This is a genomic window from Streptomyces sp. NPDC042364 (genome assembly GCF_056437585.1).
The window spans coordinates 19,423-33,835 of the sequence record NZ_JBWKAJ010000005.1 but is presented as its reverse complement, the minus strand read 5'-3'; the positions used below and the strand labels follow the sequence as shown (position 1 = coordinate 33,835).

Annotated in this window: 11 protein-coding genes; 9 read left to right on the top strand and 2 right to left on the bottom strand. The window is 72.9% G+C overall.

The window, feature by feature from the left end:
* Window positions 1-157: 157 nt before the first annotated feature.
* The gene (locus tag AC067N_RS11900; protein ID WP_478678751.1) at window positions 158-1,795 is read right to left on the bottom strand and encodes a penicillin-binding transpeptidase domain-containing protein; all 1,638 of its coding nucleotides are present in this window, start codon (window positions 1,793-1,795) and stop codon (window positions 158-160) included.
* Window positions 1,796-2,131: 336 nt separating this feature from the next.
* Here AC067N_RS11900 and AC067N_RS11895 point away from each other — a divergent pair, with 336 nt between their 5' ends.
* Window positions 2,132-2,542 (top strand): peptidoglycan-binding domain-containing protein, encoded by a 411-nt coding sequence (locus AC067N_RS11895; protein ID WP_478678750.1) that lies wholly within the window; start codon window positions 2,132-2,134, stop codon window positions 2,540-2,542.
* 36 nt (window positions 2,543-2,578) lie between these two features.
* Here the strand turns inward: AC067N_RS11895 and AC067N_RS11890 are convergent, their stop codons facing one another.
* Complete coding sequence (locus tag AC067N_RS11890; protein WP_478678749.1) at window positions 2,579-4,318, bottom strand: dolichyl-phosphate-mannose--protein mannosyltransferase; 1,740 nt, start codon at window positions 4,316-4,318, stop codon at window positions 2,579-2,581.
* A gap of 214 nt (window positions 4,319-4,532) precedes the next feature.
* On the opposite strand from AC067N_RS11890, the gene rsmI reads away from it, so the two are divergent.
* The 8 genes from rsmI to AC067N_RS11850 all read left to right on the top strand — a co-directional run bounded on the left by rsmI (window position 4,533) and on the right by AC067N_RS11850 (window position 14,312).
* Window positions 4,533-5,381, top strand: coding sequence for a 16S rRNA (cytidine(1402)-2'-O)-methyltransferase (rsmI, locus tag AC067N_RS11885; protein WP_478678748.1), 849 nt, complete (start codon window positions 4,533-4,535; stop codon window positions 5,379-5,381).
* Window positions 5,382-5,637: 256 nt separating this feature from the next.
* Complete coding sequence (locus AC067N_RS11880) at window positions 5,638-6,090, top strand: hypothetical protein (RefSeq protein WP_478678747.1); 453 nt, start codon at window positions 5,638-5,640, stop codon at window positions 6,088-6,090.
* Window positions 6,091-6,177: 87 nt separating this feature from the next.
* Window positions 6,178-7,080, top strand: a complete 903-nt coding sequence (locus AC067N_RS11875) for a TatD family hydrolase (RefSeq protein WP_478678746.1) — start codon at window positions 6,178-6,180, stop codon at window positions 7,078-7,080.
* 156 nt (window positions 7,081-7,236) lie between these two features.
* Window positions 7,237-8,637: a ubiquitin-like domain-containing protein gene (locus AC067N_RS11870; protein ID WP_478678745.1), complete on the top strand. Its 1,401-nt coding sequence runs from the start codon at window positions 7,237-7,239 to the stop codon at window positions 8,635-8,637.
* 191 nt (window positions 8,638-8,828) lie between these two features.
* On the top strand, window positions 8,829-9,749 hold the full coding sequence (rsmA, locus tag AC067N_RS11865; protein WP_478678744.1) for a 16S rRNA (adenine(1518)-N(6)/adenine(1519)-N(6))-dimethyltransferase RsmA: 921 nt from the start codon (window positions 8,829-8,831) through the stop codon (window positions 9,747-9,749).
* Window positions 9,746-10,648 carry a 4-(cytidine 5'-diphospho)-2-C-methyl-D-erythritol kinase gene (locus AC067N_RS11860; RefSeq protein ID WP_478678743.1) on the top strand — a complete coding sequence of 301 codons (903 nt, stop codon included), beginning with the start codon at window positions 9,746-9,748 and terminating at the stop codon, window positions 10,646-10,648. The genes rsmA and AC067N_RS11860 overlap by 4 nt, the downstream gene beginning before the upstream one ends.
* 98 nt (window positions 10,649-10,746) lie before the next feature.
* Window positions 10,747-12,105: an acyltransferase family protein gene (locus AC067N_RS11855; RefSeq protein ID WP_478678742.1), complete on the top strand. Its 1,359-nt coding sequence runs from the start codon at window positions 10,747-10,749 to the stop codon at window positions 12,103-12,105.
* Window positions 12,106-12,464: 359 nt separating this feature from the next.
* Window positions 12,465-14,312 carry an ABC-F family ATP-binding cassette domain-containing protein gene (locus AC067N_RS11850; protein WP_478678741.1) on the top strand — a complete coding sequence of 616 codons (1,848 nt, stop codon included), beginning with the start codon at window positions 12,465-12,467 and terminating at the stop codon, window positions 14,310-14,312.
* The last annotated feature ends 101 nt before the right edge of the window (window positions 14,313-14,413 follow it).

The following is a 14,413-nucleotide window of genomic DNA, read 5'->3' as shown; positions in this document are numbered from 1 at the left end:
CGGCCGGGGCCGCGCCCCGTGCTTCGCAGGATGAAGGGCGGGCCGCAGGCCCGGCCTTCAGGGGCGCGGGAAACCGCGCGAACGGCCACAACCCATGCGCGCTCCCGACGCATCCGCACCCTGTACGGAGCTTCCCGGACCCGCCGTCGCTCCGGCGTCACCCGGCCGCCCGCAGCACGTCCGCCACGATCGGCCCCGCGGACTCACCTCCACGACCACCCGCCTCGGCCATCGCCGCCGCGGCGACATCGTCGCGGAAGCCGGTGAACCAACTGTCGGCCACGTTCTGCCCGTCGACCTCCGCGGAGCCGGTCTTCGCGCCGATGTCGCCGGTCAGCCCGGACATGACGCCCGCGGCGGTGCCCTGCGGCGAGGTCGCGGTGAGCCTCATCATCTGCTTGAGCTGCGACGCCGTGGCGGGGTTCAGGCCCCGCGCCGTGGCCAGTTCGCGGTCGTCCAGGTCGGGCGACACCAGGTACGGCTGGCGGAACCTGCCGGTGATGGCGGTGGCCGTCACCGAGGCCATGTTCAGCGGGTTCATCGTGACCTGGCCCTGCCCGATGGCGTTGGCCGCGCGGTCCGGCCCGGTGGACGGCGGTACGTTGCCGTCGGTGGAGGTGATGCCCGTCTTCCAGTCGTCCCTGCCGAGGCCGAACCGCTCCTGCGCCTCCTTCGTCAGCGAGGCGTCGTCCATCGGGTCCTCGTCGATCAGTTTGATGAAGGCCGTGTTGCAGGACCGCATGAACGCCTTGGCGAGCGTGGCGCCGGACGACTCGTCGGCCTTCATCCCCGGCAGGTTCCTGAAGGTCTGGCTCTGCCAGGTCGCCGTGTCGGGGCAGGGGGCGGGCCCGTTCATCGTGGCCACACCGTTGTCGATGAGCGTGGCGGCGGTGAGGATCTTCATCGTGGAGCCGGGCGGAACCTCCCCCTCGAACGCCGCGTTGAAGGCGTCGTCGCGATGGTTGGCGACGGCCAGCACCTCGCCGGTGCCGGTCCTGACGGCGACCACGGAGGATTCGGCGTACTTCTCGACGGCCTTCTCGGCGGCTGCCTGCACCCTCGCGCTGATCGTGGTCTCCAGTTCGCCCGCCTTGCCCTTGGCGAGGGTCAGCAGGGGGGTGTCGGCGGCGTTCGTGGCCGTGTGCCGGATCGCCAGCTCTACACCGGGGGTGCCGCCCGCCTTGTCGCCGTAGCGTTCGCGCAGGGTGTCCAGGATCGGCCCGAGGGAGGGGTACTTCTCCTTGGTCAGGACGACGCCGTCCCGGTCCACGGCCTCGATGGGCGGCGCCTCCGCCTCACCGGTGTACAGCTCGTCGCCCTTCTCGAGGCCCGGGTGCACGACGGACGGCTGCCAGTCGACCAGGGCCCGTCCGGTGGTCTTGCCGCGCACGACGGTCAGCCGGCTCCGGTACGCGAGCTTCTCGCTCTTCCCCTTGTACGACACCGTCGCCCGGACGGAGAACGGCACGGTCCGGCCGCCCGCCCCGGTGGGCTCGCCCGGCGTGATCCTCACATCGCCGATCCGTGCGGCGCCGACGTACTCCCCGAACAGCTTCCCCGCGCCCGCCGCGTCGTTGGTGTACGACGACGCCGCCGTCGGGTCGCCCTTCTCCCACGCGGCGAAGAACTTCTCCGTGGTCTCCGCGACCTCGTCCGAACTCGGCGGTCCCGTCCGTTTCTCCGCGCCCGCCCCGCCGTTCAGCGCGTCGACGAAGTTGTACGCCCCGTACCCGGCGCCGCCCACCATCACCACGAGCACTCCGCCGACTATGGCGACCTTGGCCCCCTTGCGCATGACCTCTCCCCGTTCGTTCCCCGTGAGCGGCCGCGGAGCCTGGGCCCCGCCCGCTTTGAACATGTTCAGAAATCGTTTGCCGCGCCTCACTGTATGCGCGGCCGGTGGCGATTGGGGGCGGAGTTCCTCGAATCGTTAGACCCCGGTACGCGTCCACATACACGAACATCGACCACCGACCGGGACCGGCCGAAAGCGGGGCGGGGGTGCTTCAGCCCCGACGTTCACGGTGTCGACCCGGGCGATCGCCACGGTCCGGAGTCCGCTCCGTCGGGATGCAACTCCTGGGGCAGAAGGGCACGGTGGTACTGGAGGTACGTCTAGGAGGCGAGAGACATGCGACGCTCGACCACTTGCGTGACCTTGGCCGCCTCTCTGCTCTTCGCGGGAGGCGCGGCCGTAGCGGTACCCCAGAGTTCTGAATCCGCGGCGCGTACGACGACGGCGCGCGCCGTGCCGCCCGAGAGGCTCGTCGCCCACGGGTCCGAGGACGTCTGCGACTACACCATCCAGCGGCCGACCCTGAGAGTCGGGTCGTCGGGCAGCGCCGTCCAGCAGGCGCAGTGCTACCTGAACAACGCCATGACAGGCAGGAACCTGGCCGAGGACGGAGACTTCGGGCCCGTCACCCACGCGGCGACGACGCGGTTCCAGCGCTGCGCCGGCATCACCGTGGACGGCACCGTAGGCGCCCAGACATGGTCGTTCCTGGTCTTCTGGGCCAACTCGACGGAACCGGTGTGCTGATCGGCGGCACACCGACCGCCACGCCGCGACGGTCTACTAGACCCAGGTGTCCAGCCACATCCGCGCCCGCCAGCCGTCGATCGGGATGGGCTGCCCGGTGTACAGGGGCCAGAAGTAGATGAAGTTCCAGGTGATGAGGAGGACGAGGACGCCCGCGGCGGCGGCGCCGGCCACGCGGCGGCGTTCGGAGGCCGCCGGGGGGCCGAGGACGGCGCCGACCAGCATCGCCACGGCCAGGCAGAGGAAGGGGAGGAAGACGACGGCGTAGAAGTAGAAGATCGTGCGTTCCTGGTACAGGAACCAGGGGAGGTAACCGGCGGCGATACCGCAGGCGATGGCGCCGGCCCGCCAGTCACGGCGGAACAGCCAGCGCCACAGGACATAGAGGGCCGCGAAGGCGGCGGCCCACCACAGCAGCGGGGTGCCGAGGGCGAGGACCTCACGGGCGCACTTCTCGACGGTGTCGGTCGGACAGCCGTCGCTGCCGGGGGCGGGCGACTCGTAGAAGTACGAGACGGGCCGGCCGGCGATGATCCAGCTCCACGGGTTCGACTGGTACGTGTGCGGCGACGACAGGCCCACATGGAACTCGTAGACCGCGTGCTCGTAGTGCCACAGGCTGCGCAGCCAGTCCGGCAGCCAGCCGAACCAGCCGCCCTTGCCCTGGGTCGCCGCCCAGTTGCGGTAGTAGCCGCCGTTGCCGTCGTCCGGGGAGACGATCCAGCCGGTCCAGGAGACCAGATAGGTGACGATCACCACCGGGACCGTCGACAGGAACGCCCAGCCCAGGTCGCGCTGGAGCGTCGCGATCAGCGGCCGGCGGGCACCGGCGACCTTGCGTGCCGAGCAGTCCCACAGCACCGTCATGATCCCGAAGAAGACCAGGAAGTACAGGGCGTTCCACTTGGTGCCGAAGGCCAGGCCCAGGCAGAGGCCCGCCAGCAGACGGTACGGACGCCAGCCGAGCCGGGTCGTCTCCGCGACGAGCGCGTGGGGGCGTACGACCCCGTCGCCGTCCTGTGGGAGGGCCGCGGCCAGCCGAGCGCGTGCCTTGTCCCGGTCGATGACCAGACAGCCGAAGGCCGCCAGCACGAAGAACATCAGCACCTGGTCGAGCAGCGCCGTGCGGCTCATCACGAAGTGCAGCCCGTCCACCGCCATCAGCCCGCCCGCCAGGCAGCCCAGGAACGTCGAACGGAAGACACGGCGGCCGATCCGGCACAGCATCAGCACCGACAGCGTGCCGAGAACCGCCGTCATGAAGCGCCAGCCGAACGGGTTGAACCCGAACATCAGCTCGCCCAGACCGATGACGTACTTGCCGACCGGCGGGTGCACGACATACGCCGGGTCGGTGGGGATCGGCACGTTCCCGTTGTTCTGGAGGATCAGCTCGTTGGCGTTCTTGGCCCAGTTGACCTCGTATCCGCGGTGGACGATCGCCCACGCGTCCTTGGCGTAGTACGTCTCGTCGAATATCACCGCCTTGGGGCTGCCCAGATGCCAGAACCGCAGCAGTCCCGCGACCAGCGTCACCAGCAGCGGACCGCCCCACGCCGACCAGCGCACCAGGCGCTCGGCGAGACCGTGGCCCACCCCGAGCGACGCCCAGAAACGCGGGCCGGGACGGGTGTACGGCGGCACCAGCCGGGCGCGTACGTCGCTTCTCGGCGGCGCCGTGTATCCGAATCGGCGCAGCCGCTGCTGCCACGACGGCCGCTGGTCTGCGGTGGCCTGGTCCTGCCGGGTGTCCGTGGAGGACGCGGTACTGGTCACCGCGCCATCGTAGGGAACACCGCTGTGGGAGTCCCGTGCGTCGGGGATGTGGGCCCGGCGCCTCATGACCGGGAGGGGCGCGTGAACGCGCGGCCGCGGCCGGGTCGTGGCTGGTCGCGCGGTTCCCCGCGCCCCTCTCGGGGCCGCGCCCGGACCGGGCTCAGGGCCTCCCGCGCTTCGTCCTCCCGAGCGAGCGGCTGGGAGGATGGGGGCTGTGACAGGAATCCTTGTGTTGGCAGGTACTCCCATCGGTGACATCGCGGACGCCCCGCCCCGGCTGGCCGAGGAGCTGAGCGGTGCGGACGTGGTCGCCGCCGAGGACACCCGGCGGCTGCGCCGGCTCACCCAGGCGCTGGGTGTGCAGCCGGGCGGGCGGATCGTGTCGTACTTCGAGGGCAACGAGGCGGCACGCACCCCGGAACTGGTCGAGGCGCTGACCGGGGGCGCGCGGGTGCTGCTCGTCACGGACGCGGGCATGCCGTCCGTCTCCGACCCCGGGTACCGGCTGGTCGCGGCGGCCGTCGAGAAGGACATCCGGGTCACCGCCGTCCCCGGCCCCTCCGCCGTGCTCACCGCGCTGGCCCTCTCCGGCCTGCCCGTCGACCGCTTCTGCTTCGAGGGCTTCCTGCCCCGCAAGGCCGGCGAGCGGCTCGGCAGGCTCCGCGAGGTCGCCGGCGAACGCCGCACCCTCGTCTACTTCGAGGCCCCCCACCGCCTCGACGCCACGCTCGCCGCGATGGCGGAGGTCTTCGGCACGGAGCGCCGCGCCGCGGTCTGCCGCGAGCTGACCAAGACGTACGAGGAGATCAAGCGGGGCCCCCTCGGCGAGCTGGCCTCCTGGGCCGCGGACGGGGTGCGCGGCGAGATCACGGTCGTGGTCGAGGGCGCGCCGGAGAAGGGGCCGGAGGAGCTGGACGCGGCCGAGCTGGTCCGCCGGGTGCGGGTGCGCGAGGAGGCGGGGGAGCGCCGCAAGGAGGCGATCGCCGCGGTGGCGGTGGAGGCCGGGGTACCGAAGAGGGAGGTCTTCGACGCGGTTGTCGCGGCGAAGCGGGAGGCGCCGTAGGGGGTGCGGTTCCGTTGCCGGGCGCGGGGGCGCGGCGAACTGCGCGACCAGCCCCCACCCGGCCGCACTCGATGTCGCTCCCATGCCCCGGTAAAGGCACGCAAAGCGCAGGTCTCGGATGGGGGGTCTTCCCACAAGGGGAGGCCAAATCGGCTTCAACAGACGGCAGGTGGGGTGCATTCGCCTCCGCCCCGGGCGTCCACTGGTCGTGGGGACAGACAAGGTCCTCACGGTCCAGCGGACAAGAGGAGCCGGCATGACCGAGATCGCAGAGCGGGCCGTACTGCGGAGCACCGCCACCGCTGTCGTTCACGAGTCGTACGCGTTCGCCTGCATGCGCTGCGGGCACGGCTGGGAGCAGTCGTACGAGATAGAGCACCACCACGACGCCCAGGGGCACGAGTTCGTGATGTACGTGGTCGACGGTCATGTGGTGCCGTCCCCGCTGTCGCGGCCCACGTGCCAGAACTGCGACGGTCATGTCGTACGGATCATGCGGGCCGGCCAGGTCTCGTCGGTGCGGGACGCGGCGCGGCGCCGGACCGTACCGAAGCCCCGCACGGCCGGGGCCCCGTCCGACGAGGCGGAGACCGGGACGACCGGGAGCACCGGGACGACCGGGAGCACCGGGACGTCCGAGCGGGCCGCCGGGCACCACCACTGGCATCTCTCCGACCTCCTGCACCCCTTCCACCGCAAGGCGAGCTGACCCCCGGCGAGCCCGCGCGAGGCGAGCCGCCCTCCCCCGGCGAGCCTGGAGGACATGTCCCGATCCTGCGATTCGTAGGATCGGGACATGCCTTCGAACGACTCCGGCACCGCCTCCGCCAAGCAGGACAAGAACGCCGCGCCCCCGCTGCCCGAGCCCCTCCGGGTGCCCGTCGCGGATTCGCACACCCATCTGGACATGCAGTCCGGCACGGTCGAGGAGGGCCTCGCGAAGGCCGCCTCCGTGGGGGTGACGACGGTCGTGCAGGTCGGCTGCGACATCAAGGGGTCACGGTGGGCCGCCGAGACTGCCGCCCGGTACGACGCGGTCCACGCGACCGTCGCGCTGCACCCCAACGAGGCCCCGCGCATCGTGCACGGCGACCCCGACGGCTGGTCCCGGCAGGGCGCGCGCGCGGCCGGCGGTGACGCCGCGCTGGACGGCGCGCTCGCCGAGATCGACCGGCTGGCCGCGCTGCCACAGGTCAAGGGGGTCGGGGAGACGGGACTCGACTACTTCCGGACCGGACCGGAGGGCAAGGCCGCCCAGGAACGGTCGTTCCGCGCGCACATCGAGATCGCCAAACGGCACGGCAAGGCCCTCGTCATCCACGACCGCGACGCCCACGACGACGTCCTGCGCGTCCTCAAGGAGGAGGGCGCGCCCGAGCGGACCGTGTTCCACTGCTACTCCGGCGACGCCGAGATGGCCGCGATCTGCGCCGAGCACGGCTACTTCATGTCCTTCGCCGGGAACATGACCTTCAAGAACGCCCAGCCGCTGCGCGACGCCCTCGCCGTCGCCCCGCTCGAACTCGTCCTCGTGGAGACCGACGCGCCGTTCCTGACCCCCGCGCCGTACCGCGGACGGCCCAACGCGCCGTATCTCGTTCCGGTCACGCTCCGGGCGATGGCCGCGGTGCGGGGCATCGACGAGGACGCCCTGGCGACGGCGATCGCGGCGAACACGGCCAGGGCGTTCGATTACTGACGAATCACGCTCCGTCAGCCGTGCGGGTGACGCGAAAAGATGATGAGCTTCCCCGTGTCGCGACACTGTGTGACCACGTTGCTTGGGAGGGTGACCGCCGTCCGCTAGGTTCACGTCGCCCGACCCGGACCGGGATCACCTCTGGAGCGTGTCGTCGTGAGCAATGTGCAGTCCTCGCAGCCGTCGTCGTACGGGCCGCCCTACGACACCGTCCGGACCTACGGGCCCCACGAGACCGTCGGGGCGTACGGGCCTCACGAGACCGTCGGGGCGTACGGGCCCCACGAGTCACCGCGGCGGCAGCCGCGGCGGTTCGACGCCGCGACCCTGCCCTACGGCGTCCACGGGGACACCTACCGGCCCGCCTACGAGGCCGGACCGGAGGCCGGAGCCGGCTCCGTGGCGGGGGCCGGCGGCCGCAGCGGCACTCGGCGGGCGGTGCGGCGCCGACCGGCCGCCGACCGGTCCGGCTCGCTGCGACGGCTGGTGCCGCAGGCGCTGGTGGTGGCGTTCCTCGCGGGTGGGACCTCCGCGTTCGTGGCGAAGGACAAGGCGATCGAGCTGACCGTCGACGGCAAGCCGCGCACACTGCACACGTTCGCCGACGACGTCGCCGAACTCCTCGCGGACGAGGGCGTCGCACTGGGCGCCCACGACGTGGTCGCCCCCGCCCCCGGTACCGCCCTCGCGAGCGGCGACGAGGTCGCCGTGCACTACGGGCGGCCCGTCCGCCTCGTCCTCGACGGCCACCGACGCCAGGTCTGGACGACCGCCCGCACGGTCGACGGGGCGCTCCGGCAGCTCGGGGTGCGCGCGGAGGGTGCGTACGTCTCCACCTCGCGGTCGCGGCGGATCGGGCGGGCGGGGCTGGAGCTGGACGTCCGCACCGAGCGGACCGTCACGGTCATGGTGGACGGCCGCACGCGCACGATCCGCACGAACGCGGCGACGGTCGGGGAGGCCGTGGAGGAGGCCGGGGTCACCCTGCGCGGGCAGGACACCACCTCCGTCGCGCCGACGAGCTTCCCCCGCGACGGGCAGACGGTGACCGTGCTGCGGGTGACCGGCTCGAAGGAGGTGCGGGAGGAGCCGATCCCGTTCCGGGTGAGCCGTACCGAGGACCCCTCCCTCTTCCAGGGCACCGAGGTCGTCGTACGGGCCGGGCGGCCGGGGGCGCGGCGCGTCACGTACGCGCTCCGCACCGTCAACGGGGTCGCGCAGCGGCCCCGGCTGGTGCGGACCGAGGTGGTGCGGGAGCCGCAGGACCGGATCGTGAAGGTGGGGACGAAGCGGATGCCGACGTCCGTGGCGGGGGCGGAAGGGCTGAACTGGTCGGCTCTGGCCGCGTGCGAGTCGGGCGGCCGGCCCGACGCGGTGGACCCCTCCGGCACGTACGGGGGGCTCTACCAGTTCGACACGCACACCTGGCAGAGCCTCGGGGGACAGGGCCGCCCCCAGGACGCGTCGGCGGCGGAACAGACGCTCCGCGCGAAGAAGCTGTACGTCCAGCGGGGGGCGAGCCCCTGGCCCCACTGCGGGACGCGGCTCCGGGGGTGAGCGGGGGCGCCTGGTAGCTCGGGGGTGGGTGGGGGTTGTTCGCGCAGTTCCCCGCGCCCGTGAAGGGAGGCCGCAGGCCCTCCCTTCCAGGGGCGCGGGGAACTGCGCGAGGAACCACAGCGCACCCGCACCCGCGGAGCGAACCCGCACCCCCGAGCTGTGAGGCGCCCGGCCCCCGTACCCTGGTGCCCGTGAGCAGCCCCACCCCCGACGCCCTCCTGGGCCCCGCCGACGTCCGCGAACTCGCGGGAGCGCTCGGCGTGCGTCCCACCAAGCAGCGCGGCCAGAACTTCGTGATCGACGCGAACACGGTGCGCCGGATCGTGCGTACCGCCGAGGTCCGCCCGGACGACGTCGTCGTGGAGGTGGGACCGGGCCTCGGCTCCCTGACGCTCGCGCTGCTGGAGGTCGCCGACCGGGTGACCGCCGTCGAGATCGACGACGTCCTCGCCGCCGCGCTCCCCGCGACGATCGCCGCCCGGATGCCCGCCCGCGCCGACCGTTTCGCCCTGGTGCACTCGGACGCGATGCACGTCGCCGAGCTGCCCGGCCCGGCCCCCACCGCCCTCGTCGCGAACCTCCCGTACAACGTCGCCGTCCCCGTGCTGCTGCACATGCTGGACACGTTCCCGACGATCGAGCGCACCCTGGTGATGGTGCAGGCGGAGGTCGCCGACCGGCTCGCCGCCGGGCCCGGCTCGAAGGTGTACGGCGTCCCCTCGGTGAAGGCCAACTGGTACGCCGAGGTGAAGCGGGCCGGCGCGATCGGCCGGAACGTCTTCTGGCCGGCGCCGAACGTCGACAGCGGCCTCGTGTCGCTCGTCCGCCGCACCGAACCGATCAGGACGACCGCGACGAAGGCCGAGGTCTTCGCCGTCGTCGACGCGGCCTTCGCCCAGCGGCGCAAGACGCTGCGGGCCGCCCTCGCCGGATGGGCGGGCTCCGCCGCCGCCGCCGAGGCCGCGCTCGTCGCCGCCGGTGTCTCCCCGCAGGCCCGGGGCGAGGCCCTGACCGTCGAGGAGTTCGCCGCGATCGCCGAGCACCGCGCCGACCCCGGCCCCCGCGACACCGCCCAGCCCGCCCAGCGCACCAAGGAGGCCCGCCCGTCGTGAGCGTCACCGTCCGCGTGCCCGCCAAGGTCAACGTCCAGCTCGCGGTCGGCGGCGCCCGCCCCGACGGGTTCCACGACCTGGCCAACGTCTTCCTCGCCGTCGGGCTGTACGACGAGGTCACCGCCACCCCCGCCGACGAACTGACCGTCACCTGCGAGGGCCCCGGAGCCGACCAGGTGCCGCTGGACCGCACCAACCTCGCCGCCCGGGCCGCGCTCGCCCTCGCCGCACGCCACGGGATCGACCCGGCCGTGCGGCTGCACATCGCCAAGGACATCCCCGTCGCGGGCGGCATGGCCGGCGGCAGCGCCGATGCGGCGGGCGCGCTCGTCGCGTGCGACGCGCTGTGGGGTACGGGGGCCTCCCGTGCGGAACTCCTCGACATCTGCGCGGAGTTGGGCAGCGACGTGCCGTTCGGGCTGGTGGGCGGGGCGGCGCTCGGCACGGGACGCGGAGAGCGGCTGAGGCCGCTGGAGGTGGGCGGCGCCTTCCACTGGGTCTTCGCGGTCGCGGACGGCGGGCTCTCCACACCCGCCGTGTACCGGGAGTTCGACCGGCTCCACGAGAACCACGAGGTGCCCGAGCCCGTCGCCTCCCAGGCGCTGCTCGACGCGCTCGCCAAGGGCGACGTCGACGCCCTCGCGGCGTTCCTGCCCGGGTCCAACGACCTCCAGCCCGCCGCCCTGTCCCTCTTCCCGCAGCTGGCCGACACCCTCGCCGCGGGCCGCGCGGCCGGGGCGCTCGCCGCCCTCGTCTCCGGCTCGGGGCCCACCACGGCCTTCCTCGCCCGCGACGCCGCCTCGGCGCACACCGTCGCCGGGGGACTCCTCGCCGCCGGCGTGTGCAAGGCGGCCCGCGTGGCCGTCTCCCCGGCGCCCGGTGCGACGATCCTCCCGTAGCGTGCGGGCTCCCACGGGAGCCCAACCGCACGTACTCAGAACCGACTTGAGTACCTGAGCGCTGCCCGCGGCCCGGGGCGCCGCGCGACGGTACTCCCATGACTGCCAGCGTCAGCGCGAGCGCACTCGCCGCCGCCACCCCGTCCAGCCGTGACCGGTACGTCGACCTGCTGCGGGTCGCCTCGCTCGGTACGGTCGTCCTCGGCCACTGGCTGATGGCGGCCGTGACGACGGGCGGCGACGGCCGGGTGGAGGTGGGCAACCTCCTCGCCGTCGAGCCGCGGCTGCAGATCCTCACCTGGGCGCTGCAGATCATGCCGGTGTTCTTCTTCGTCGGCGGCTTCTCGCACGCACTCTCCTACCGCTCCCTCAGCCGCAGGGACCCGGAAGCCGTCTCCGTCTACCCGGCCTTCCTGCGCGCCCGCCTCCAGCGGCTGCTGCGGCCCACCATGGTGTTCATCGGGGTGTGGGGCGCCGCCGCCGTCCTCCTGCAGCTCTGGGGCCAGGGCGGCGGACTGCTCGACGTGGCACTGCGGCTGGTGGCGCAGCCCCTGTGGTTCATAGGGATCTACCTCGCGATGGTGGCGTTCACCCCGCCGCTGCTGAGGCTGCACGAGCGATGGGGGTGGGGCGCGTTCGGCGGGCTGGTCGCGGCGGCCGCCGCCGTGGACGTGCTGCGCTTCGCGCTCGGCGTGCCGTACGTCGAGTTCCTGAACTTCGCCTTCGTCTGGCTCGCGGTCCACCAGCTCGGATTCCTGCGCGCCGACGGACGGCTGACGCGGCCTTACCTGCTCGCCGGAGCGGGACTCGCGGGCGCCGCGCTGCTGGTGGCGTACGGGCCGTATCCGCTGTCGATGGTGGGGATGCCCGGCGAGAAGGTGTCGAACATGGCGCCGCCGACCTTCGCGCTGCTGTGCCACGGGGTGTGGCTGGTCGGCGCGGTGGAATGGGTGCGCGGGCCGGTCGCGCGCCGGCTGGAGCGGCCGAGGGTGTGGCGGGCGGTCGTCGCCGCCAACGGCATATCGATGACGGCGTTCCTGTGGCACCTCTCCGCGATGCTCGGGGTGTACGGGGTGCTGCTCGCCCTCGACACGTCGCTGCCCGCCCCCGCGTCGGGTGCCTGGTGGGCCCAGCTGCCCCTGCGGCTCGCCGCCGCGGCCGTCCTGACCGCGGCGCTGGTGGCCGCGTTCCGGGGCTTCGAGCGGCCCGCTGCCCGCCGCGGGTCAGGGCGTCCCGCCGGGCCGGCGGCGCGCGCCGGATACGCGGGACCCGCCGCGGCCCTCGGCGCGACCCTCTGCCTGTTCGGCGTCCTCGGACTGTCGATGGTCGGCTTCGGCGGCCTCTTCGAGGGACGGACGGCCTTGCTGATCGCCGTGCAGGTGACGGCCCCGGTCGCGGTGGGCATGACCCTCGCCGGGTGGCTGCTGGTGGAGCGGATGGGCCGGGGCGCGTCATAGCCCGGGACCCCTGTCGTCCGGCGTCTGCGGGTGGGCGAGAAACCACACCCCACCCGCACCCGCCGTCCCCACCCGCACCCGCCGTACCCCACCCGCACCCGCCGTACCCCACCCGCACCCGCCGTACCCCACCCGCACCCGCCGTCCCCACCCGCACCCGCCGTACCCACCCGCACCCGCCGTACCCACCCGCACCCCCGAGCCATGAGGCGCCCGACCTCGCCCGGCGCCACGGGGGGAACGGGGCGGTCACCGCCGTCGCCGCGGGCGGCCGCATCCGGCCGGGGGAAGCGTCCCGTCACGGCGCCCACGGCCGCCGACTACCCTGGAGGGTCGATCGTCCCCGTGGCAGGAGAGTAATGGCCGTCAACCTGGTCAATGTCGAGAACGTCAGCAAGGTGTACGGCACCCGCGCCCTGCTCGACGGGGTCTCGCTCGGCGTCTCCGAAGGGGACCGGATCGGAGTCGTGGGGCGGAACGGGGACGGCAAGACCACCCTCATCCGTATGCTCGCCAAGCTGGAGGAGGCCGACACCGGGCGGATCACCCACTCCGGCGGCCTCCACCTCGGCGTGCTCACCCAGCACGACTCCCTCGACCCGGCCGCCACCGTCCGGCACGAGGTCATCCGGGACATGGCGGACCACGAGTGGGCGGGCAACGCCAAGATCAGGGACGTCCTCACCGGACTGTTCGGCGGGCTCGACCTGCCCGGCTTCCCGCAGGGCCTCGACACCGTCATCGGGCCGCTCTCCGGCGGCGAGCGGCGCCGTATCGCGCTGGCCAAGCTGCTCATCGAGGAGCAGGACCTGATCGTCCTGGACGAGCCGACCAACCACCTCGACGTGGAGGGCATCTCCTGGCTCGCCGAACATCTGCGCGCGCGGCGCTCCGCTCTCGTCTGCGTCACCCACGACCGCTGGTTCCTGGACCAGGTGTGCACGCGGATGTGGGACGTCCAGAAGGGCTCGGTCTACGAGTACGAGGGCGGCTACTCCGACTACGTCTTCGCGCGGGCCGAGCGGGAGCGGATCGCCGCGACCGAGGAGGTCAAGCGGCAGAACCTGGTCCGCAAGGAGCTGGCCTGGCTGCGGCGCGGGGCACCCGCCCGGACCTCCAAGCCCCGCTTCCGGGTCGAGGCCGCCAACGAACTGATCAAGGACGTGCCGCCGCCGCGCGACAGCAGCGAGCTGATGAAGTTCGCCTCGTCCCGGCTGGGCAAGACCGTCTTCGACCTGGAGAACGTCACGGTCCAGGCCGGGCCGAAGGTGCTGCTGAAGCATCTGACCTGGCAGCTCGGCCCCGGCGACCGCATCGGGCTCGTCGGGGTCAACGGCGCGGGCAAGACCTCCCTGCTGCGGGCCATGGCCGACGCCGCCCGCAGCGAAGGGGAGAAGCAGCCGGTCGCCGGGCGCGTCGTCACCGGCAAGACCGTCAAGCTCGCCTATCTCTCCCAGGAGGTCGCCGAACTCGACCCCGAGTGGCGGGTGCTCCAGGCCGTGCAGCAGGTCCGCGACCGCGTCGACCTCGGCAAGGGGCGCGAGATGACCGCGGGGCAGCTCTGCGAGACCTTCGGGTTCAACAAGGAGAAGCAGTGGACGCCGGTCGGCGACCTCAGCGGCGGTGAGCGGCGGCGGCTCCAGCTGCTGCGGCTGCTGATGGACGAGCCGAACGTCCTCTTCCTGGACGAGCCCACCAACGACCTCGACATCGAGACCCTCACCCAGCTGGAGGACCTCCTCGACGGATGGCCCGGCTCGATGATCGTCATCTCCCACGACCGGTTCTTCATCGAGCGGTCCACGGACCGGGTGTTCGCCCTGCTCGGTGACGGCGCGCTGCGGATGCTGCCGCGCGGGATCGACGAGTACCTGGAGCGGCGGCACAAGATGGGGGAGGCGGCCGCCGCGGCGTCGCCGGTCGCCGCCAAGCCCGGCGCCTCGGCTTCGGGCTCGGGTTCGGGTTCGGGCTCGGGCTCGGAGAAGACCGTCTCCGCGGCCGACGCCCGCGCCGCCAAGAAGGAACTCCAGAAGATCGAGCGGCAGTTGGACAAGCTCTCCGAGCGGGAGACGAAGCTGCACGCGCAGATCGCCGAGAACGCCACGGACTTCGCGAAGGTGGGCGAACTCGACGCGGAGCTGCGGGCGTTGGCGGGCGAGAAGGAGGAGCTGGAGATGCGCTGGCTCGAACTCGCCGAGGACGCGTAGCGGAGGCCGGATACGGATACTCGCCGGGGGACGTCCTCCGGCGCCTCCGAGGCCGTGCGGGGCACGGGGCGTGCGTCCCGTGAAGGGGGCGTGAAGGAGCG